General features: G+C 34.4%; 16 protein-coding genes. 3 read left to right on the top strand and 13 right to left on the bottom strand.

The annotated features are described in order from the left end of the window. Positions 1 to 19: 19 nt before the first annotated feature. Complete coding sequence (locus Q4500_RS08545) at positions 20 to 1,021, bottom strand: glycosyltransferase family 2 protein (protein WP_303599271.1); 1,002 nt, start codon at positions 1,019 to 1,021, stop codon at positions 20 to 22. Positions 1,022 to 1,033: 12 nt separating this feature from the next. Beyond that, entirely contained in the window at positions 1,034 to 1,480 is a 447-nt protein-coding gene (locus Q4500_RS08540) for a type I restriction enzyme HsdR N-terminal domain-containing protein (RefSeq protein WP_303599270.1), read from the bottom strand. Positions 1,481 to 1,506: 26 nt separating this feature from the next. Here Q4500_RS08540 and holA point away from each other — a divergent pair, with 26 nt between their 5' ends. Next, positions 1,507 to 2,508: a DNA polymerase III subunit delta gene (gene holA, locus Q4500_RS08535; protein WP_303599423.1), complete on the top strand. Its 1,002-nt coding sequence runs from the start codon at positions 1,507 to 1,509 to the stop codon at positions 2,506 to 2,508. Between the two features lie 3 nt (positions 2,509 to 2,511). Here the strand turns inward: holA and Q4500_RS08530 are convergent, their stop codons facing one another. The 8 genes from Q4500_RS08530 to Q4500_RS08495 form a co-directional block, all read right to left on the bottom strand. Continuing rightward, positions 2,512 to 2,889 carry a DoxX family protein gene (locus Q4500_RS08530; protein WP_303599269.1) on the bottom strand — a complete coding sequence of 126 codons (378 nt, stop codon included), beginning with the start codon at positions 2,887 to 2,889 and terminating at the stop codon, positions 2,512 to 2,514. A 237-nt stretch (positions 2,890 to 3,126) separates the two neighbouring features. Continuing rightward, positions 3,127 to 5,538, bottom strand: a complete 2,412-nt coding sequence (locus tag Q4500_RS08525) for a thiamine pyrophosphate-dependent enzyme (RefSeq protein WP_303599268.1) — start codon at positions 5,536 to 5,538, stop codon at positions 3,127 to 3,129. 157 nt (positions 5,539 to 5,695) lie between these two features. Then, positions 5,696 to 8,545 carry a metalloprotease gene (locus tag Q4500_RS08520; protein ID WP_368389739.1) on the bottom strand — a complete coding sequence of 950 codons (2,850 nt, stop codon included), beginning with the start codon at positions 8,543 to 8,545 and terminating at the stop codon, positions 5,696 to 5,698. An 8-nt stretch (positions 8,546 to 8,553) separates the two neighbouring features. Next, positions 8,554 to 9,240, bottom strand: a complete 687-nt coding sequence (locus Q4500_RS08515) for a TIGR00730 family Rossman fold protein (RefSeq protein WP_303599267.1) — start codon at positions 9,238 to 9,240, stop codon at positions 8,554 to 8,556. A 42-nt stretch (positions 9,241 to 9,282) separates the two neighbouring features. After that, positions 9,283 to 12,114, bottom strand: coding sequence for an excinuclease ABC subunit UvrA (uvrA, locus tag Q4500_RS08510; protein ID WP_303599266.1), 2,832 nt, complete (start codon positions 12,112 to 12,114; stop codon positions 9,283 to 9,285). Between the two features lie 178 nt (positions 12,115 to 12,292). Continuing rightward, positions 12,293 to 13,129, bottom strand: a complete 837-nt coding sequence (locus Q4500_RS08505) for a universal stress protein (protein WP_303599265.1) — start codon at positions 13,127 to 13,129, stop codon at positions 12,293 to 12,295. Positions 13,130 to 13,197: 68 nt separating this feature from the next. Further along, positions 13,198 to 14,250 carry a response regulator gene (locus tag Q4500_RS08500; protein ID WP_303599263.1) on the bottom strand — a complete coding sequence of 351 codons (1,053 nt, stop codon included), beginning with the start codon at positions 14,248 to 14,250 and terminating at the stop codon, positions 13,198 to 13,200. A 3-nt stretch (positions 14,251 to 14,253) separates the two neighbouring features. After that, complete coding sequence (locus tag Q4500_RS08495) at positions 14,254 to 15,765, bottom strand: PAS domain-containing sensor histidine kinase (RefSeq protein WP_303599262.1); 1,512 nt, start codon at positions 15,763 to 15,765, stop codon at positions 14,254 to 14,256. Positions 15,766 to 15,858: 93 nt separating this feature from the next. Between Q4500_RS08495 and Q4500_RS08490 the strand changes: the two genes are divergently transcribed. Continuing rightward, complete coding sequence (locus tag Q4500_RS08490) at positions 15,859 to 16,260, top strand: hypothetical protein (RefSeq protein ID WP_303599261.1); 402 nt, start codon at positions 15,859 to 15,861, stop codon at positions 16,258 to 16,260. On the opposite strand, the gene Q4500_RS08485 is transcribed toward Q4500_RS08490, so the two are convergent. The 3 genes from Q4500_RS08485 to Q4500_RS08475 all read right to left on the bottom strand — a co-directional run bounded on the left by Q4500_RS08485 (position 16,257) and on the right by Q4500_RS08475 (position 20,474). After that, positions 16,257 to 17,738 carry a mannitol dehydrogenase family protein gene (locus Q4500_RS08485; protein WP_303599260.1) on the bottom strand — a complete coding sequence of 494 codons (1,482 nt, stop codon included), beginning with the start codon at positions 17,736 to 17,738 and terminating at the stop codon, positions 16,257 to 16,259. The two genes, Q4500_RS08490 and Q4500_RS08485, sit on opposite strands and share 4 nt — an antisense overlap. Beyond that, a complete protein-coding gene (locus Q4500_RS08480; protein ID WP_303599259.1) occupies positions 17,731 to 19,458 on the bottom strand; it encodes a cytosine permease in 1,728 nt (575 codons plus the stop codon). The genes Q4500_RS08485 and Q4500_RS08480 overlap by 8 nt, the downstream gene beginning before the upstream one ends. Positions 19,459 to 19,658: 200 nt before the next feature. Next, a complete protein-coding gene (locus tag Q4500_RS08475; protein WP_303599258.1) occupies positions 19,659 to 20,474 on the bottom strand; it encodes a DUF6503 family protein in 816 nt (271 codons plus the stop codon). 220 nt (positions 20,475 to 20,694) lie between these two features. Here Q4500_RS08475 and Q4500_RS08470 point away from each other — a divergent pair, with 220 nt between their 5' ends. Continuing rightward, on the top strand, positions 20,695 to 21,852 hold the full coding sequence (locus Q4500_RS08470; protein WP_303599257.1) for an integrase core domain-containing protein: 1,158 nt from the start codon (positions 20,695 to 20,697) through the stop codon (positions 21,850 to 21,852). Position 21,853: the final 1 nt, after the last annotated feature.

The following is a 21,853-nucleotide window of genomic DNA, read 5'->3' as shown; positions in this document are numbered from 1 at the left end:
TATTTACATGACATGTTAGTTAATCTTTTACTAAAATGTTAAAATTACTTATCTTATGTACGAAGTAAGACCATACTATGGACTTCGTAGCGTAATAATTTCTGAGAAATTGGGTTTTTTCTCTCTTTTTATACATTTTTCTAAACTGTCTGTAAAAGCTTAAATGTGCCCTAAAAATAGCGAAAAAGTGTTTGAATCTTAACTGGAAAAGAAATCGTATTGCCGCAATACCATCTAAGAGTAATCTTAAGAAAATAATGATGAAAGCTTTTCTTCTAGGAAGGTTTTTGGTGATGGAGAATAATGTGTTTCTGAAATTGAGATAGGTCTTTTTCGGGTTCATATTACTTAACGTAGAACCGCCCAAGTGATAAACTCTAGATGTACCTATATAAAATATTTTATACCCATGGTTTTTTGCACGCCAGCATAAATCTACTTCTTCTTGATGGGCGAAGTAATCTTCATCGAATCCTTTTAACTCTTGAAAAACTTTTTTCTTGATAAACATACAGGCTCCTGTTGCCCAGAAAATTTCTCGAATATCATTGTATTGGCCTTCATCCTTTTCTAAAGTCTGAAAAACTCTACCTCTACAGAACGGATATCCTAGTTGGTCAATAAAACCGCCAGCGGCACCGGCATATTCAAAATGATCTTTTTTAAGTAAATCTAAAATTTTGGGTTGAATGATAGCTGCTTCGGGTACATTCTTAAATGTTTCTTTAATAGGAGTAAGCCAATTAGGGGAAACTTCTACATCTGAATTCAATAAACAAAAGATGTCTGCGTCTACATGTACCAAAGCATCATTATAGCCCTTGGTGAAACCACCATTTTCTGTATTCTGAATGATTTTTACTGTTGGGTAGTTGGCTTTGACAAATGCGACAGAGCCGTCTGTTGAAGCATTATCTGCTACGTATATATCTGCATTAGCAGAATAATTGATAACAGAAGGCAAGTACCTTTCTAAAAGCACTTCACCATTCCAGTTTAATATGACTACGGCTATCTTCAAAACGATCGCAAATTAACGGCTAAAATCAGGAATCTCTTGCATAAATTCATATTTTTCCGCAACAAAGTCAGTTTGACAGTAATAATGAGAGAGTCCGTTTGTGACCATCAAGTAGGTAGCGTTCAATTTAAAATTGTATTGAGCGATTTGATCGAAGGTCATTTGAGATATTGAAACTTCTGGTGCTTTGCACTCCACTAGTATGTGCAATTCACCATTAGGTTTAAATACGACCACATCATATCTTTTCTTTAAACCATTAAGTGTTATTTGCTTTTCTACGTTAATATGGCTCAATGGATAGTTCTTTTCTTGTATAAGAAACTGAACGACATGTTGCCTTACCCACTCTTCGGGAGTAAGAACCAAAAATTTTTTACGTATAACGTCAAAGATCAAGGTTCTATTTTCGCTATTTTTGACCCTGAAAGTGTAGCTAGGGAAATTTAGTGGCTGCATTATACAAAGTTGATGATTTTTTCTTAATGGATGAAGCCGTACAAATAGTCAATGCAATTAAGAAAGGGCAGATTGGTCCTATTTATTTCCTGTATGGGGAAGAAGCGTATTTCATTGATAAAATTTCTGATTATATAGCAGCTAATGTGTTGACCGAAGAAGAGAAGGGTTTCAACCAAATGGTACTTTATGGTCGTGATATATCTATTGAAGATATTGTTGGTAATGCCAAACGCTACCCAATGATGGCCGAACGGCAAGTGGTTATCGTAAAAGAGGCACAACATCTTTCGCGTACTATAGAGAATCTTTGTTCGTATGCAGAGAATCCGCAGCAATCTACTGTACTTGTTATTTGTTATAAATACAAGAAGTTAGATAAGCGTAAAAAGCTACACAAGATTATTAAAAAGAACGGAGTAGTTTTTGAAAGTAAAAAATTATATGAGAATCAGGTGAGCGATTGGCTAAGAAAGCATTTGGTAAGCCGTGGATACACCATATCTCACAAGGCTGCTTTATTGCTGGTAGAATATTTGGGTACCGATTTAGGTAGAATTAGCAAAGAGCTTGACAAGCTAAAATTAGTTCTGCCCAAACAGACCGAGATAAACCCTCAGCATATTGAAGAGCATATTGGTATTAGTAAAGATTATAATAATTTTGAATTGAAAAGGGCTATTGGTGATAGAGACATCGTGAAAGCGACTAAAATAATCAACTACTTTGCTCAAAACCCGAAAGACAATCCGTTTATTTTAACGATTACCTTACTACATTCATTTTTTACGCAGTTATTACAGTATCACGGACTTTCAGATCATTCGCCTAAAAGTGTGGCTAGTGCATTACGTATTAACCCATATTTTGTAAGTGAAATACAAACTGCGGCACGTAACTACCCGATGAAGAAAGTTAGCGGAATCATTTCTAGTCTTCGTGAAATGGATTTAAAAGGAAAAGGAGTAGGGGCAACACCAATGAAGGAATCTGATTTACTTAAAGAACTACTTTATAAAATAGTATAGCGATTACTTTTTGTCTATTCCGAATTTACCCGGACCTAATAATGATATAGTAACAAAAGCTACTAAGTAAAATAAAGCCTTTTCTTTTGTACTAAAATCATCTGCACCATGAGTGATAAATGCTGCGACTGCCATAGTGATGGCTACCGGTATTGCTGCTAAACGCGATTTAAAACCTATAATTATTAAAATAGGACAAATAAATTCACCGATTACAGCTAAAAATAATGAAGGAGTTTCACCAATACCAAAAGGATCAGCAAATTTAAAATCTCCAGAAATAAGCTTTTGAAATTTTGGAAGACCATGGGTTAACATCATGGCTGAAATTGCTATTCTAAAAAAAGCTAGACCTATGTCTTTTAATAAAGTGTTTTTCATGAATACTCATTATTTCCTTTAAAAGTATCGATTTTTTTTGTTTTTTCGAGATTTGTTTGTGCTCCTATAGTGTTAAATCATTTGTTTTTTAAAATGAAATTTTGAGTTCGCTTAGTTTTCAACATGTTAAGAGATTGTGAGCTTTCATTAAATTATTTAAATATTTTTAAACAAGAAATTATGGCATAAAAAAATCCCAGTATATATGGGATTTTTCTTACTTAAAAATTGTCGTTATTAGCGTAATTTCGGATAGTCATCAGGATTGACTTCATGCATTATTGCATATACTTTTTCAAAAATATCTTCTCTATTCGGTTTAGAAAAATAATCACCATCAGTACCGTAAGCAGGTCTATGTGCTTTTGCGCTTAATGTTTGCGGTTTACTATCTAAATACTCAAATGCACCTTGTTTTTCTATTATTTCATTTAAAAGATATGCAGAACATCCGCCAGGTACATCTTCATCTATTACTAATAAACGGTTTGTCTTTTTAACACTTTCTAGTACTTCCATTTCAATATCAAATGGTAATAACGTTTGTGCATCTATGACTTCGGCATCAATACCAACCTCAATTAATTCTTTTGCTGCTTTTTCAACGATACGTAATGTTGATCCATAAGAAACTAATGTAATATCACTACCTTCTTTAATGGTTTCAACTCTACCGATCGGAGTGCAAAACTCACCTAGATTTTTAGGTTTCTTTTCCTTTAATCTATAACCGTTTAAGCTTTCTATAACCAATGCAGGTTCATCACTCTTTAAAAGTGTATTGTAAAAACCGGCAGCTTGTGTCATATTTCTTGGGGCTAAAATATACATTCCTCTCAATAAATGTATTAATCCGCCCATTTCTGATCCTGAATGCCAAATACCTTCTAGTCTGTGACCTCTTGTTCTAATGATTAACGGTGCTTTTTGTTTTCCAGCTGTTCTATATAATAAAGTTGCTAAATCATCTGTAAGAGTAGATAGCGCGTAAAATATATAATCTAAATATTGAATTTCGGCAATAGGTCTAAGTCCTCTTAACGCCATACCTATTCCTTGACCAATAATCGTTGTTTCGCGAATACCGGTATCTGCAACGCGTATTTTACCATATTTCTCTTGCATGCCTTCAAGACCTTGGTTTACATCACCAATGGCACCAGTATCTTCTCCGAAAATTAAAGTATTAGGGTATTTTTCAAAGAGCTTGTCAAAATTGTCTCTTAGAATAACTCTACCATCTACCTGCTCTTCATCGTCATTATATACAGGAGTAATGGCGGTAACGTTGGTCGCTTTTTTATCATTCTCACTATAAAGATACGAGCTGAATTTATGCTGAGATTCTTTTAGAAAAGTAGAAGTCCATTGAATTAAATCTTGCTTTTCTTGCGTATTTTCTCCTAGTAAATAACGTAAAGATTTTCTTGCTGAAATTGCCAAATCTTTACGAAGTGGTTCTTCAACTGCAATTAGATCATTCTTTAATTTATTAATGAAATTCTTGTTGGCACTTTTAGAAGCCGCTTTTTCTATTATTTTGATTAATACAGACTTCTCAGTTAGGTTGTCTTTCAAATACTCATCCCAAGCCTGTTTTTTAGCTTCTCTAACGGTACGCTTAATTCTTTTTTCAATAGACTCAAGTTCTTCGGTAGTTGCAATGCCAGATTCTATAATCCATTCTTTAAAACGTTTGTTACAATCATGGTCACGTTCCCATTCTAAACGTTGGTTGTCTTTATAACGCTCGTGTGATCCAGATGTAGAATGACCTTGAGGCTGTGTTAATTCGTTTACATGAATTAATACAGGTACATGCTCTTGTCTTGCAATGTCTGCAGCATTTTCATAGGCATGCATTAATGCAGTATAGTCCCAACCTTTTACTCTTAAGATTTCGTATCCTTTTTCGGTTTCAGTTCTTTGAAAACCAGATAGAATTTCTGAAATATTTTCTTTTGTAGTGTGAAATTTTGCGGGTACAGAAATACCATATTCATCGTCCCAAACACTAATTACCATAGGTACTTGTAGAACACCTGCAGCATTTATAGTCTCAAAAAACATGCCTTCACTAGTACTTGCGTTACCAATGGTACCCCAAGCAATTTCGTTTCCATCTACAGAAAACTTTGCACTATCTAAACCTTGTTGATTTCTATATACTTTAGATGCTTGAGCCAGTCCTAAAAGACGTGGCATTTGCCCTGCTGTACATGAAATGTCTCCACTACTATTTTTTTGTTTTGTTAAATCTTTCCAACTGCCATCTGCATTTAAGCTATGCGTTAAAAAGTGACCGCCCATTTGCCTACCGGCACTCATAGGTTCCTTTTCTATATCTGTTGTTGCATACAATGCGTGAAAGAATTCTTTTGGCTGTAAAAGACCTAATGCCATCATGAATGTTTGGTCTCTATAGTAACCACTTCTAAAGTCACCATTTTTAAAAGAACGCGCCATGGCTAATTGAGGTAGCTCTTTTCCGTCTCCAAAGATTCCGAATTTTGCTTTGCCCGTTAGGACTTCTTTTCTTCCTAGTAAGCTACAGGTTCTACTTAAGAAAGCAATTTCGTAGTCATTGATAATTTGTTCTTTGAAATCTTCAAAAGAAATATCATTACTGGTTTTAGAAGAAACATCCATGTAGTATACGTGTTTTTACAAAATTACCGAATCAAGTACTTTTTAGCAACGCTGTTACCCGTTAATTTATTCCATATTTTTCAACAAATTTGGTATTTTATTGAAAATATCTGAATTTAAGTTGAAAAAACTACTATCCGTATTGAGAATTGATAGTTTAAAACCATTTTCTTGTGAATAGTCCTGTCAAAGTTTTCGGACTCACCGTAATGATAAAACGTATTTTTTCACCGTAGTTGGGTTGTGAAACTTCCCAGCCATTATTAGAGTGAACTGGTAGGTATAGTTCAAAGTAATCGGTTACTAGATTTAAACGTACGCCAGAATCATAAACGAACTTACCATCAAGCCCTTTATTTTTAACCAAACCTGCATCACCATATAATTCGATCCATTTCCATAGATTGAAACTACCGTTGACGGTCGCAATCCAATCATTAGAGAATCTATATTGTTGATCCAAGAAAGATTTAAATCCGCCTTCGGCTATAATAATCTGTTGACTGTAAATACCAGAATCTTCTGATCGACCTAAATAGCCATAATCGAAAAGATAATCTGTAGGGCGGTCAAGGGCAAAGCTAAAGAAATCTGTCTCTGTTTTGTTGCTAAGAAATTTACCTGCAAAAAATCTAAGATTCAATTGTCTATTGTTCTCAAATAATTTTCGATATTCATATTCAAACGACAGCTTGCTAAAATTGCCTGCTAATTGAAAATCTAAGAACCATGATTTGTAATCTATTATACCGTTGTTTCTGCTAGAATAGCGTGTATTAAAAACACTATAATCTGGGTTTTCTGGATCATTCGCTAGACTTAAAAGTGTTGGGTCGAAATCTCTAAAAATGTTTACGTACCTAAAGGATAGAAACTCTCTTTTATTCGACAATAAATCTGCTGGTCTAAAGCCAAAACTCAAAGATGGTGTTATAGATGAATATCTAGAGTTTTCATTAAAGTGTGATGTACCAGCGCTAATGTTATATTGCGCGACATATAATCCGCTTTTACTTAAGTATTTTCTATAACTGAATTTACCTGAACCAACAAAAGCTTTTTCTCTGAATGAGTAGGAGGGAGAGAAATCATACACAAATGGTCTTTCTAGTAAGGTTTTGTTATACAGACGCATACCTGGGGTCCATCCATCATAAACATTAAAACTCAAGACAGGAACATAGAATACCTGGTTGTAATATGGATTTTCAGCATCTTTGAAGAAAGTGAACTTTAGTTTTTTGTTACTTGATAAAAACCCTTTTAATGATTTCCAGTTGTCACGTTGATTGAATTCTGGTATTTTTTGGTCATAATTTAATACCAGTCTATCCTCTTCATTATTTGGTATAGCGAAGGTTTCTTCTAGCTCAATATCTTTAAACCAATATTCAGAAACTACCGAATCTTTTTTAAGACCAAAAACAGAAATAGGTACGTTAGTGCCTTCTTTATTTTTAATAGTTACATGTAATGAATCTTTTTCTTTCTTTACTTTTTTGATCTTAAAGTCAATTTTACGATCCGTTGAAACATAGTCTTTAAAAAACCAATTAATATCTTGTTCGGTAGAACGTTTTAAAATAGATTCAAAATCATGAACCTTTACCGTGTTTAATTGATAGTATTCAAAAAATGTCTTAATACTTTGGTCTACATGTTCTTTACCAATGTAATCCGCTAAATATGCCAAGCCTAAACCAGCTTTATATTTATTTGCTATTTTTTGATTGAATTTTATAAGTGAATCGTTTGATGTTTTAAGCGCTTGGTCTAAGTTTTTACGGGCCGTTAAATTGTATAGAAATGAATATTGGTCATTAAAATCCATCTTTGCCAGCTCAAAACTTCTAAAGCCCCAAATTTTAGAAAGTTTCCCCATTAATTTTTGATTTGGGTAATATTCTTCTATATATGCTATCATCAAATAATTTGCGATAGCGCTGTTTAGCCACTGTTCTTTTCTCGGATTTAAGAACATGGTTTCTCTTAAAATACTGTTGATTGCCGTTTTTAAGAATTTCATTTCAAACTGAAATTGTTCTCGGTAAGGGCGTATAAATGAAGGGAGTTGATTTATGCCATAAAGGGGGTCTTTATTATAATCAAGCTCACTAACTAATATTTTATCATGAGGATAGTCGCCAAGATTTGAGTGAATAAAATTGGCAACCTTATTTATTGACAAACCTTGACCAATTGTGCTATATCTTGGAGCGCTAAAGTCTGTCAAGAAAGTCATGTATGGCGTTCTGTGCGTATAGAAGTTTTTTTGTGTATTCAGAATAATTTCTCCACCACGCTGTAAGTTTCCTTTTAATTGGGTAAACTGCCCGTTAGGGAATTTTGATTCTGTATTTACATCAAAGTTAGAGGCTAAGTATAAGCTATCGGGGTATTTGAAATTAATGGTGGTATTAGTTTCGTTCATATAAAGATCCTCAAGATTTTTATTTGAATACAAATGCCATTTACCGTCGTATACAGCCGGAGTTAAATACCAATCTTTTAAGTAGTAATCTCCTCTACTGCTGTAACCATAAGGAGTGTACTTGTTTGGTGGTAATTTCACCTTATAGGTGATGAAAATTTTGGTTGATGTATTTGGGGATAGTACATCGTCTAGCTTAACCTTTAAAATATCTTTGCCTTCTGTTCGGTTCCATTCTAGTCCGTTATAAGAATCATCGACAACACTAATAATAGTGGTCTTACCACGTTCATCTGCTTTTGCTAAATGAAGAGATTTTTTAAATTCTTGGGCAAACCTCTTTGCTAGTCCTGTGTTTTTATCTGAATAGGCATTTGCCCAATCATTAAAATAAATGACACCTAAGTTGTAGTTAGATTTATTGTAATAGGTGAATTCTTGACGAATATCCAATTCATTGGTATACTCGTTTAGGTTAACGGTAAGGTCTGTATCATACTGTGCATAGCAATTAGCTACATTAGCGACTAATGTTGCTATGCACAGGTAGAAAAGTAATTTTAAATTGTGTGTCAAGTCCTGAATTAAAAATTAGGACTCATGCTGTGCCCTTTGTAAAATGAATCTATAATTTCAACAACCTCTTCTTCTGTATCTACAATTTTAATAAGATTTAAATCTTCAGGACTAATAGTTCCCATTTTAAGCATAGTGCCTTTAATCCAATCCATTAGTCCGGTCCAAAATTCGCTACCGACCAATATAATTGGGAACTTTCCAATTTTATGAGTTTGAATAAGGGTGATAGCTTCAAATAGCTCATCTAATGTTCCGAATCCGCCTGGCATTACTACAAAACCTTGAGAGTACTTTACGAACATTACCTTTCTTACGAAGAAGTAATCGAAATCTAAACTCTTGTCATTATCGATATACGGATTGTCATGTTGCTCAAAAGGTAAGTCGATGTTTAGACCTACAGATGTACCACCTGCAAGGTTGGCACCTCTGTTACCAGCTTCCATTATACCTGGCCCACCACCAGTAATTACGCCATAACCTGCTTCTGCAATAGATTTTGCAATCGATACTGCTAGTTTGTAATATGGGTCTTCTTCTTTTGTTCTTGCAGAACCAAAAATAGATACACATGGTCCTATTTTACTCATGCGTTCAAAACCATTTACAAACTCGCCCATTATTTTAAAAATGGCCCAAGAGTCATTGGTCTTTATTTCGTTCCAGCCTTTATGATGTTTTTCTGATCTCATTCTTTATTTTATATTCTATTTAGATGGATTTTTATCCAACTATTATTTTAATTCTCTCTTTAAAAACTTTGCCGTGTAGCTTTTTTTGTCTTTTGCAACTTGCTCGGGAGTACCTTTGGCTACTAACTGACCACCTGAGCGTCCGCCTTCGTAACCGATATCTATGATATAATCTACCATTTTAATTACGTCCATATTATGTTCAATAACTAACACAGTATTTCCTTTATTAGCTAATTTATTCAAAACATCCATTAAAACCCTAATATCTTCAAAATGAAGTCCGGTTGTAGGCTCATCTAAAATATAGAAGGTATTACCTGTATCTCTCTTAGAAAGTTCTGTTGCCAATTTTATACGTTGCGCCTCACCACCTGAAAGGGTAGTGGATTGTTGCCCTAAAGATATATAACCTAAGCCCACATCTTGAATGGTCTTTAACTTACGATGTATTTTCGGAATAAGTTCAAAAAATGATACAGCTTCGTTAATAGTCATTTCTAAAACATCTGAAATGGACTTGCCTTTGTAACGAATTTCTAATGTTTCTCTATTAAATCTTTTGCCGTTACAGGTTTCGCATTCTACGTAAACATCTGGTAAGAAATTCATTTCGATAACTCTTAGTCCGCCTCCCTGGCACGTTTCGCACCGCCCACCTTTTACATTAAAACTGAATCTGCCAGGTTTGTAACCTCTAATAGCTGCTTCAGTAGTTTTTGCGAACAGTGAACGTATTTCGCTAAATACACCGGTATATGTCGCAGGGTTTGATCTTGGTGTTCTGCCAATAGGCGATTGGTTGATATCAATAACTTTATCGATGTGCTCTAGCCCCTTAATTTTCTTATACGGCATTGGTTTTTTAACGCCATTGAAATAATGGGCGTTCATTATTGGATAAAGCGTCTCGTTTATTAAAGTTGATTTACCACTACCGGATACTCCAGTAACGCCAATCATTTTTCCTAAAGGAAATTTGACGGTTACATTCTTTAAGTTATTACCAGTACAACCAGATAATACAATTTCATTGCCATTACCGGGTCTTCTCTTTTTCGGGACTTCAATCTCTTTTACACCGGTTATATAATCGGCAGTAAGCGTATGTACATTCTTTAATTCTTCAGGCGTACCTTGAGATATAATTTCGCCACCGTTTTTACCTGCTTTCGGACCAATATCAATTACATGATCAGCTCTTTCTATCATATCGCGGTCATGTTCAACTACGATAACGGAGTTACCAATGTCTCTAAGAGATTCTAATGATTTGATCAATCGTTCATTATCTCGTTGGTGTAGACCGATACTTGGCTCATCTAGAATATAAAGTACACCCACCAATTGCGATCCAATTTGGGTCGCTAGTCGAATACGTTGTGCTTCACCACCAGATAACGATTTAGAGCTTCTGTTCAATGATAAATAATCTAGACCTACATCTAGTAGAAATTGTATTCTAGTACTTATCTCTTTTATGATTTCTTCAGCAATCTTCAACTGGTTGCCAGTAAGCTTTTTGTCTAAACCATTAAAGAAAGCTGCTAATTCTACAATATCTAAATTAGCTAACTCTGCAATATTTTTATCTTCTATTTTAAAGTATAGCGATTCTTTTCTAAGACGGAAACCTGTACATGACGGACACGTAATTCTGTCCATATATTCTTTAGCCCATCTTTTAATTGAAGTGGAAGCAGCTTCTTCAAATTGATTTTTTATGAAATTAGAAATTCCTTCATAATCAATTTTATAAGTGCGTTTTACACCTAAAGTTTTAGAGTCTATTACGAAACTTTCTTTACCGCCATTTAAAAGAATCTCAATAGCTTCAGCTGGAATAGAATTTATAGGATCGGTTATTTGAAAATTATAGCGTTCAGCAATAGTCTCTATCTGTTTAAATGCCCAAGATTTTTTATAATCTCCTAATGGGGCTATTCCGCCACCTTTAATAGATAGTTTCTTATTAGGGAATATTTTCTTTTCATTTACTTCGTACACATGACCTAAGCCACTGCAATAGGGGCACATGCCTTTTGGCGAGTTAAATGAAAATGTATTAGGTTCAGGGGTAGGATAGGAGATGCCCGTAGAAGGGCACATTAAATCTCTACTAAAATATCTCGGTAGATCAGTACCTTCTTCTAAAACCATTAATACATTGTCGCCACTATACATGGCTGTATTTATAGTTTCTGATAAACGTTTATGAAAATCTTCGCTTTCAACAACTTTCAATCGGTCAATGACAATCTCTATATCATGAACCTTATAACGATCCACTTTCATGCCTTTGACGATATCCTTTACTTCACCATCAACCCGAACCTTTACAAAACCTTGCTTCGCAATTTGTTCAAATAGTTCTCGATAGTGCCCTTTTCTAGATTTAATTACCGGTGCAAGTATGTTTATTTTTTTTCCGTTATACGATTCAATGATCAAATTCTTAATTTGTTCATCGCTATAACTCACCATTTTTTCGCCTGTGTTATAGCTATGTGCGTCTGCTGCACGGGCAAAAAGTAGTCTTAAGAAATCATATATTTCTGTAATTGTACCAACCGTAGATCTTGGCGATTTAGAGGTCGTCTTTTGTTCAATGGCAATTACAGGAGATAAACCATCAATTTTATCAACATCTGGTCGTTCTAAACCTCCTAAAAATTGTCTGGCATATGCAGAAAAAGTTTCGATATAACGTCTTTGCCCTTCTGCGTAAATAGTGTCAAAAGCCAATGAAGATTTACCACTACCAGATAAGCCAGTTATAACAACCAGTTTGTCTCGGGGTATGGTAACATCTATATTCTTAAGGTTATGAACGCGTGCGCCCTTAACTTCTATATTTTCTTCAAAATTAATCATGTATTCATAGCAAAGTTGCAAAAGTACGATTTTGAGTGCTAATTACATATGTTCTTAAGTTCTTTGAAAAGACAGAATGTCTTAAATTATTCATGCAATGGCTTTATTGAGGTGTAATAGTATTTTATAGCCATCAAATTACAAATGGAATAAAAATAATAGTAAAGTTCACAAGCTTTTATTCATGCATTACAAATAATGGTACTGAAGTTTGGTAGCTTAGTTCTTCAATTGAGTTGTTAAAGAAAATCTGCTGAAACAAGTTTAAATTTTTTGCAACCATTGTCAGCATTTCAATTTTATTTTCTGTGATATAATCTAATATTGAGTCTCTAACATTTTTACCTAGAATATGATTAAAGCTATGGTGGTCAATAAATAGCTCTTTTAAATAATCATGTAAATAAGCCTGGTTAATTACCTGAGAATTTGAAAAATTTGGTTTTGATTGTGTCATGTGAATAACATCTAAATTGGCTTTCGAAATTTCAAGAATCTCTGTAATAGAATTTAAAATAGGGTAGGTGTAGAACAGGTTAAAATCTGTTGGAAAACCAATTTTACTTGGTTTTTTTATAATCGTATTTTCAGGTATTACTAATACATTACAAGCTACCTTAGTTATTACATTACCCGTATTAGCACCTATAACTGAAGTCTTCAACCCTGTGGCTCCTTTTGTACCCATTACTATTACATCAATATTTTTGGCTTCTACCGTTTTTTTGACATGGTCAATTAAAATGCCATATTCTTCTAACGCAATAAATTGATGCAACGGGTTAGGGTATAAACTTGATATTTTTTTGAAAAGTACTTGTAATTTTTCTTTAGCTGAGATTCTATTTGGTTTAGTCAGCACCAATAAAGAATTACCATGAATATCTGAATTGCTTAATTCATCTACGTGTAGTATATAAAATATGCACTGCTCATTAGTGAACAGATTTGCTGCATATTCAAGCGCATTCCATGAATTGCTAGAGAAATCTGTGGGAATTAAAATATGTTTCATTCAATCGACTTACTATGCAAAAGTAAATGGTTGATGAAACGTGATAAATGATATTTATCAGATATCGTCTAATTTACATATTGTAATGCTTTTATTTCAATGATTTGAATGTTGCGACCTTCGATAGTAATGAGGCCTTCTTTTTTAAAACCAGATAATGTGCGTATTAAACTTTCGGTCGCTATACCTGCCACACTGGCAAGATCATTACGTGAAATTCTAATGGGCTCATATGGTTTTGTATTCATAACATCGGCAAATTGTAACAAGGTTTGTGCTGTTTTTCTGCGTACAGAACTATAGGCCATTTGTAATAACTGAGCTTTTATGTTAGAAATATTTGCAGATAAAAGCTCCATAAGCTCCATAGAAATGGTCTTGTTTTCGTTAAGTATTTCTTTTAAGTTTTCTTTCGAAATACCCGCTAATTCAACATCCTCTAATGCTGTAGCAGATTCTTGATAGGGTACATTGTTTAAAAAAGAGGTGAAGCCTAAAAAGTCATCTGCCTTAGCTAAAGATGTAATCAGCTCTTTTCCGTCGGGATCCATATTGTAGCATTTTACAAGTCCTTTTAAAACAAGATAAATTTTGTTAGAACGGTTATCTTCTTCATAAATATTTTCTCCTTGCTTGAAATTTACCACCTCGCCATTATCATCAAAGAAGTTTTTAAGTTCATGAATGGTTCGCATTTCATTTTCAGAAACGCCGTGTTCTTTTGAAGTTTCATCTTGCATACGTAACAAAAGCTCAGCTTTGGCTAATCTACTCTCTACCGCACTCATTAAATCTTCTTCATCAAAGGGCTTGGTTAGGTAGTCATCTGCCCCAAGGTCCATACCTTTTCTAATTTCTTTATGCTCGGTTTTTGCAGATAGAAAAATGAATGGTATGTGCTTCGTTTTTTTATTACTGGAAAGATTTTCAAGTACACCATAACCATCAACCTCGGGCATCATAATATCGCAAATGATAATGTTAGGTAAATTTTCAATTGCAGCTGAAATACCTATTTTTCCATTAGATGCCGTCATAACTGTGTAACCCGCTAATTCTAAAAGTTCTTCTGTATTCTCTCGTAAGGCTTTATCGTCCTCAATCAATAAAATTCTTTTCATCTTCTAGTTGATTTTTAGTTTAGGTATACTTAGGGTGAATGTTGACCCTTTACTTTCTGCACTTGAAAACTCAAGACTGCCACCTAAGTTTTCTATATGTTGTTTTGCAATATTTAAACCAATGCCGGTGCCTTGGGTCAATAAAGCGTTCTCTGCTCTAAAATAACGATTAAATATGTGTTTTTGCTCTTCTTCTGGTATACCAATGCCTTCATCAATGACGCTAATGGCATAACCTGTATCTTTTATGTCAACTTTTATATTAATGGTGGAATCTTCTGGAGAGTACTTGATAGCATTATGTATTAAATTGGATAGCGCCAATTCTAAGGTCTTTTCATCGAATTGTATATTTAATTCGTCAATGTTTTCTGGGTAACGTATTTGTTGACCAGATTTAAGTAACATGTTTGCGTTATATACAACCTCATTAACTGTTTTACTAAGCGGAAATTCTTCGATTTTATAATTCACCTTACCGGATTCTAATCGTTCTACAGATAGAAAATCATTAAGTATGGTATCTAAATATTTTACCTTATTCTTAATAGTGGTTACGTGCTTATCTCTTTTTGGCTGTTGGTCTGTTTCGGTATATTTACCGAGTAAGGTGATAGACGTTAGTATACTGCTTAAAGGTGTTTTAAATTCATGTGATACTAATGATAAGAAACGCGTTTTAAGTTCGTTCAGTTCTTTTTCAACAGCGAGCGCTTCTGTTAGTTGATGGGTACGTTCTTCTACTATTTTTTCTAAGTTTTCTGTATAATTTTTTCTCTCTGTGATATCTAGAATAAAGGCAACAAATACTTTTTCTTTTCCCAGTTTCGATAGTTGTAGATGTACTTCAACTGGGTACGAAGTTCCGTCTTTTCTTCCATGTCTGGTTTCGAACTTTACTTTTGCGGTTTCATCATTAACTAATGGAGCTATCAATGTATTAAATTCAGAAATATCCATATCTGGTTTAATATCTACCGGAGTCATTCTGTATAACTCTTCAAATGAATACCCTATATTTCTTTGCGCTTCTTTATTTATATTTAAAAACTTAAACGTATCGGCATCGAAAATAAAAATTTCATTCAGCGATTCATCAAAAATACGTGCCCAGTGGCTTAATTCTTCCTCTCTATTCTTACGTTCTGTAATATTGATTACCAATGCCATTACATAGGTAGCGCCATAGAATTCAAACGGATTTAAACCTGCCTCGACAGGAAACTCTTTTCCGTCTTTACATATGCCATATAGATTTCTTCCATGCCCCATTTGGCGTTTATCGCTCTTTGCGATAAAATTATCTACATGGGCATCATGACCGGCATGGTATCTACTAGGAATTAGAATATCTAAAGGCTTGCCAATTAGTTCGCCTTTTTCGTACCCAAACATTTGTAGAGACGAGGTATTTGTAGCTACAATAATTTGATCGGCATTTACAACGATAATACCTTCTGAAACACCTTCCGAAAGTAAATTGAATATGTCACTATTTTTTTGAAAATCCCGCATATATCAAATATATCGATTACTACTGATTTTTGTCATATTAAAATTATATCCTACTTCATATTTTTACTAGGTATTCAGCTAAAACAAGATAAAATGGAAAATACTGCGAAAACAATGAACGGACTCTATGAAAATTTAGGAAAACTGTTCTATGCCGTTGCCATAAGTGATGGTACTGTGCATAACAATGAATGGGAAAAAGTTAAGGAGTATGTAAAAGAAGATTGGCTGTATATTGATGATTTTACCGACCGTTATGGTACCGATGCAGCTAATCAAATTGAAATTGTGTTTGATGTTTTAATGGAGTCTGAAAAAGATAGCAAAGAGTGTTTTGATGAGTTCAAGGAATTTTACAAAATTCACCCACATGCATTTTCAGATAAAATAAAAACCTTGACCAAAAAGACGGCCAAGGCTATTGCAAGTTCATTCTCAGGTAATAATAAGTCTGAGTTAATGTTATTAGCTAAAATAGAACTACTATTAAATTAAGCTTGTTTCATCAGTTTCTTAATGTCAGTATCTTTGTATATTTCCTGAACCATTTTGCTATACAGTTTGGTGAATTTTTCTTCATTTATTAAGTTTCCAAATAATGATTCTAGTCTAATAAAGGCTAAAGGATCAGTTTCTGTTTTGCTTGCTGTCACATGCAGTTGATCTTGCATGGCATCAATGATTTCAATAGCGTTTCCATTTTTATCAATTCCCTTGTCACTGTAATAGCACCATGCCGCAATAACTAAAGTTGCGTAGGTAATGCTTCCACCATTCGCTATATTATCTTGAATGGTAGCAATTAAGAATTTTGGCAATTTTGCAGAACTCTCAGAGCAGATTCGGCTTACGCTATCTTTAATATTAGGGTTCGCAAAACGTTCTTGTAAACTGTCTTTGTATGCCGTTAAATCTATGCCTTCTAATTGGTCTAAAACCGGTGTAGCTTCTTGATCCATGAACGCTCTTAAATAGGTAACGAATACCTCGTCTTCCATACAGGCATTTATCGTTGGGTGACCATGAATAGCGCCTAAAAGCCCAAGTACAGAATGACCTGCATTTAATAAACGAAGTTTCATTTTTTCATACGGCTTAACATCTGGAACAAACTGCACGCCAACTTTTTCAAATTCTGGTCTGCCGTTAGAAAAATTATCTTCAATTACCCATTGAATAAAAGGCTCACATGTTACAGGCCATTCGTCTTTTAAACCATATGTACTCTCTAAATATTCAATGTCCGAAGGTGTGGTGACAGGTGTAATACGATCTACCATGCTATTTGGAAAACAGACTTCCTTTTCGATATATGCAGCCAGTTCTTTATCTTGTCTGTTTGCGAAAGCAAGTAGCATCTTTCTGGTAACATCACCATTGTGTTCAATGTTGTCACAAGACATTACAGTAAAAGGAGATAAGCCTGACGCTCTTCTTTTCTTAATGGCAGCAGTTAAAAATCCGTAAATGGTTCTAGGGCTGTTTGGATGTTGTAATTCGTGCTGTACATCTGTATTTTCAAAATCAAATTCACCCGTTGACGAATTAAAATTATAACCACCTTCTGTAATGGTCAAGGAAACTATTTTGGTATCAGGATGTGCCATTTGGTCAATAACTACATCGGGAGTGTCATGACCAAGTTTAAAGTCGATAATGGAGCCAATTATTTGTGAATCTATTTTACCATCAGGATGCTTTATAATGAGTGTGTAAAGTCCGTCTTGTTTTTGAAGAACATCATGAATTTTTTGATCTCCTTTTCTTAGACCAATACCACAAATTCCCCAATCAGATGCACCTTCTTTTTCTTGTAAGAGGTGCGTGTAATATGCTTCGTGTGCTCTATGAAAACCACCAACACCAACATGCACAATTCCTGCCTTTAGAGATTTTCTATCAAATGTAGGAATTGGAACTTGCTTGCTTAACGTTGCTAAATTCTCTTTGTTCAACATGATTTCTTTATTCATTTTTAGCTTTGTTTATTGATTTTACACGTAATAATGCCCAGTATGCAGTAACGAAATAAGCAATCGTACAAATAAATGCATACGTATAAAATAGTTCTCTATTGTTGATATAGCTATTCTCATTTGCGCTGTCGAATAAAACAATACCTGCCAATATCAACGTAATTATAAGGGCAACAAGAGATACCAACTTCAAAATCTTTGAGAATACGGTAGTATCTTTCTTTGGTGTTGTTTCTAATTTGCTTTTTTCTTCTTGAAAATCGACAATTTTTTCATTGCGTATTCTTTCTTGTTCTTCCGCCTCAGGATATTTCTCTTTTGCTCCGTAGCGACCAGCTAACAAAGTATAAACTCCGATAGTGAAAATCCATGTTGGAATAAACAAATAGAAGAAAGACATTACATTAAAAGCATTTAGTCCAAAACCGAAAACCAATCCTAACCCCCATGAAACAATAGCGGGTGTACTAAACGTTAAATTTCGGTATTGAGACCAATAGCGTGTGTATCCGATCCTTGGGAATATTTGATGCTCTGCAAATACAATTGCACCAACGGGTACTACCAATAAACCTGCATAGGTTAATAAGGGTAAAATCTGTGAAAAAACAAATGGGAAACAGGCTATGGCAATAGTGATTAAACCAACAACAATAGTTGTCTTTTTACGTGAATGATTATAAAAAATGGCTTGTGCTGCAAGGCCCGCTCTATATAAATTAGTAATTGCTGTTGTCCAGCCTGCTACGATTACGATTACGAAACCAGACCAACCTAACGCGTAAAATGCAACATCGCCCGGATCAAGTTCAACTATTGTTTTGCCTATTATTACAGCAGCACCGGCTCCCATAATACCTGCAGCAATCCATGCAACATAATGCCCAAACATCATACCTGTACTAGTCGCTAGAGCGTAAGATTTCTTTTTGGCAAAACGTAATAACGCCATATCGATCAAACCAAAATGTGTTATTGAATTTGCCGCCCATGCAAAACCTATGACTTCTATAAGACCAATGCCGGGTTCGCCGGCACTATCAACTCCTGTCCATATAGATTGATCTCCGAGCGATATTAAATCGTTCCAACCGTTTGGTAATGTTGTTCCTAAAACATCTAAAGAAAGAGCAGGTAGTAAAACCATTGCGCCACTGGTGAACATTACGAATAACCAAGGGGCACATATGCCTGAAAATTCTGATACAGCATTAAATCCGTATAACGCAATTGATACGACAACTACACCAACTAAGAATACAATGAGTACAAACCACAAATTTGTGGGGTACCAGTTTAATTGTGCGGGTATATCGAAAGCAAATCGAACGGCAGTTGAAGAAACGGTAATCATGGCTGCCGATATTACAGAGAAAATAATGACGTTAGCCCAATTATAAAGCTTGGTCATAGAATCTCCTGCAATTTTATTTAAGTAAGTATATAAACTTAATCTTGTTTCTACAGCAATAGGAGAGGTAATAAGTGTCCAGCTTAGTACTGCTAAAATATTACCGATTAATAGACCAAGAATAATGTCCATTGTTTTTGCACCAAGTGCTACAAACGTAGCGCCAATCACAAACTCTGTAGCTGCTACGTGTTCTGCAGCATATAAGCCTGCAAAATGGGTCCAATCATGTAGCTTATGTTTTGAAACAGGTAATTGTTCTTCGTTTAAGTTTTCAAACGTGGAGTAGTCTTTGTTTACTGACATAAGTTGAGTTGGTAGTTAGGTTGTTAATTAAGACAAAGTTGAGTACTGTTTAAAGGGTTTTAAGCCTTTGTTGGTTTTTAAACAGACCTGCAATGTATTTAATTTTGTTAAGAACCTTTTAATAAAATTTGTTAATCTTCAAATTCTTTACCTAAGCCAATTAATTAAGGTTTTATGCAGATGTGGTTTTAAATAGTTACTTATTTTTCAAATTCAGTTCTTTTTAATCCGTTATTGAATTTTATGTTAGACCAATTAACAGTTATCCATGGTGCATCGTTAACTTCGGCTTCCCAAGTAGATTTCTTATATTTTCGCTTAGTAGGGAAAAGCATTCCGTCAACATCTTCATATTCTAAGCTCATTAAATTTGGAGTTTCCATTGCACCAAAGTCTGCTACAGTGAATAGAAATTGATCAACAAGAGCTGTGTTCTTATTAATGTAAAGCTGATAAATATCTGTAGGATTAGCGTCTCCAAAATTGAAAGATACTTTAACCACGTCATAGGTTAAACTGTCAATTATTTTTTCACCAATGTACTCATAAGCAACTCCTTGGTCCATTAGTTTTTGAAACATGGTAAACCAATAAAAATTAGTAGGTCTGTTAAACGCAACTCGTTTTAAGGCAATGCTATCATTTAGTATTTTACCGTTATGTTTTAACCAGAATTCTTTACCATCATAACCTTGTTCAATTGTGCCCTGTAAGTCACTTAAGGTTCTTTGATGTTGTTCGTATTTTCCATAAGATAATTCACCATCGAAAATGTATTTCTCTGTTGAGATATCTGTTTTGCTATCGGGAGTTTGGTAAGTATATGTGTAAACGACATCTTTTTTAGTTCGAAGCGTTTTATAGTCGCCAACTTTTTCAAGCATTTTTGAAACCAATTCTTGCCCCTTGTTTGTAAATTCAGGAGTTTTGATAGTTTCTTTTTTAACAATCTGTTCGCCTTTGCAAGAAGTTATTATAATACTAAATACCAGCAGGGTAGCTATTTTAAATTTCATGTATAGTTCTTTAAATGTGAGATTAAATTAATGCACCATTTGCAGCGATAACTTGACCTGAAATCCATTTATATTCATCGCTTGCTAAAAATAGTGCTACTCTGGAGATATCTATCGGTTGTGCCAATCTGGGTACGTTAAAGGCACATCGTTTACACTTTTTTAGGAGTTAATTTGAGATGAAAATCAAATTATCATGCCTTGGAAAGTAACAACAATAATGGAACAAAAAATCGAATTTATTTGTGAATGGCGTACAGGAAAGTATACCATAACGGAATTATGTAAAAGTTTTAAAATCTCTCGACCTACTGCTTATAAATTAATAAGCAGATTTGAAAATCAAGGATTTGAAGGACTAAAACAACACTCTAGAGCTCCTGGAAAATACCCAAATGCAACCAAGGAGAATATCGTTGAAAGTATTTTAAAATTAAAAAAGAAATACAAGCTTTGGGGAGCTAAGAAAATAAGAGAATTATTGTTTAAAGAATTTACAGCCCAAGAAGTTCCTTCGGTGGTTACGGTTCATAACATTCTTAAAAGGAACGGTTTAGTATGTCCTCAAAAAAGGATGAGAAGAGTAAAACCGGTACACCCTATTTTTGACCCTCAATCCTGTAATGAAGTGTGGAGTACAGATTATAAAGGTAAGTTCTTAATGGGCAATAAAATCTATTGTCACCCACTTACTATTGCTGACTCTAGAAGCCGATTCTTGTTCACAGCCAAAGGTCACTATAAAGAAAATCTAAAATCTGCCAAGGCTGAATTTAAAAGGGTTTTTAGAATATATGGCATTCCTAAACAAATACATACGGACAATGGAAGTCCTTTTGGTTCGGTCAGGGCCATTCAAAGATTTACTCAACTATCTTATTGGTTTATTGAACTTGGTATTTCTCCTGTGTTTTCGGACCCTGCCAGTCCGCAACAAAATGGAAGACATGAACGTATGCACCGTGATCTGAAAGCGGCCTGCGCTAAACCATCTGCATTTGATTTAAAGGCACAACAGCGTCGATTAAATCATTTTGTAAAAGAGTATAATAACATAAGGCCACATGAAGCATTAGAGATGAAAACACCAGCTGATATACATGACTTTTCTACCAGACCTTTTCCGGAAAGAATACCAAACTTTGACTATGATACCAAGTATAAAGTTCTTAAAGTAACCGAAAGTGGTGCTGTAAGATGGAAATCATATTATTGGGTATATGTATCGGCAGCTCTGAAAGGAAAATATGTAGCTATAGAGGATATAGGTAACGGCATTTGGAAAGTCTTTTACAGAAATGTATTTTTAGGTTTCTTTGATCAAAGAAACCTAAGAAACAAACAAGAATCTACAAGGTTAGAAACTAATTTAGTGTAAA

The organism is Maribacter sp. 1_MG-2023 (assembly GCF_030547005.1).
Taxonomy (GTDB): Bacteria; Bacteroidota; Bacteroidia; order Flavobacteriales; family Flavobacteriaceae; genus Maribacter.
Note: the sequence above shows the minus strand (reverse complement) of the source record. Positions and strands in the feature narration are given on the sequence as shown.

Bases quoted from the DNA above. Each gene is read 5' to 3' on its own strand.
- Q4500_RS08495 (WP_303599262.1), bottom strand. From the start codon at position 15,765: ATGCGGGATTTTCAAAAAAATAGTGACATATTCAATTTACTTTCGGAA.
- Q4500_RS08490 (WP_303599261.1), top strand. From the start codon at position 15,859: ATGGAAAATACTGCGAAAACAATGAACGGACTCTATGAAAATTTAGGA.
- Q4500_RS08475 (WP_303599258.1), bottom strand. From the start codon at position 20,474: ATGAAATTTAAAATAGCTACCCTGCTGGTATTTAGTATTATAATAACT.
- uvrA (WP_303599266.1), bottom strand. From the start codon at position 12,114: ATGATTAATTTTGAAGAAAATATAGAAGTTAAGGGCGCACGCGTTCAT.
- Q4500_RS08540 (WP_303599270.1), bottom strand. From the start codon at position 1,480: ATGCAGCCACTAAATTTCCCTAGCTACACTTTCAGGGTCAAAAATAGC.
- Q4500_RS08485 (WP_303599260.1), bottom strand. From the start codon at position 17,738: ATGAATAAAGAAATCATGTTGAACAAAGAGAATTTAGCAACGTTAAGC.
- holA (WP_303599423.1), top strand. From the start codon at position 1,507: ATGGATGAAGCCGTACAAATAGTCAATGCAATTAAGAAAGGGCAGATT.
- Q4500_RS08530 (WP_303599269.1), bottom strand. From the start codon at position 2,889: ATGAAAAACACTTTATTAAAAGACATAGGTCTAGCTTTTTTTAGAATA.
- Q4500_RS08515 (WP_303599267.1), bottom strand. From the start codon at position 9,240: ATGAGATCAGAAAAACATCATAAAGGCTGGAACGAAATAAAGACCAAT.
- Q4500_RS08500 (WP_303599263.1), bottom strand. From the start codon at position 14,250: ATGAAAAGAATTTTATTGATTGAGGACGATAAAGCCTTACGAGAGAAT.
- Q4500_RS08525 (WP_303599268.1), bottom strand. From the start codon at position 5,538: ATGGATGTTTCTTCTAAAACCAGTAATGATATTTCTTTTGAAGATTTC.
- Q4500_RS08470 (WP_303599257.1), top strand. From the start codon at position 20,695: ATGGAACAAAAAATCGAATTTATTTGTGAATGGCGTACAGGAAAGTAT.
- Q4500_RS08505 (WP_303599265.1), bottom strand. From the start codon at position 13,129: ATGAAACATATTTTAATTCCCACAGATTTCTCTAGCAATTCATGGAAT.
- Q4500_RS08480 (WP_303599259.1), bottom strand. From the start codon at position 19,458: ATGTCAGTAAACAAAGACTACTCCACGTTTGAAAACTTAAACGAAGAA.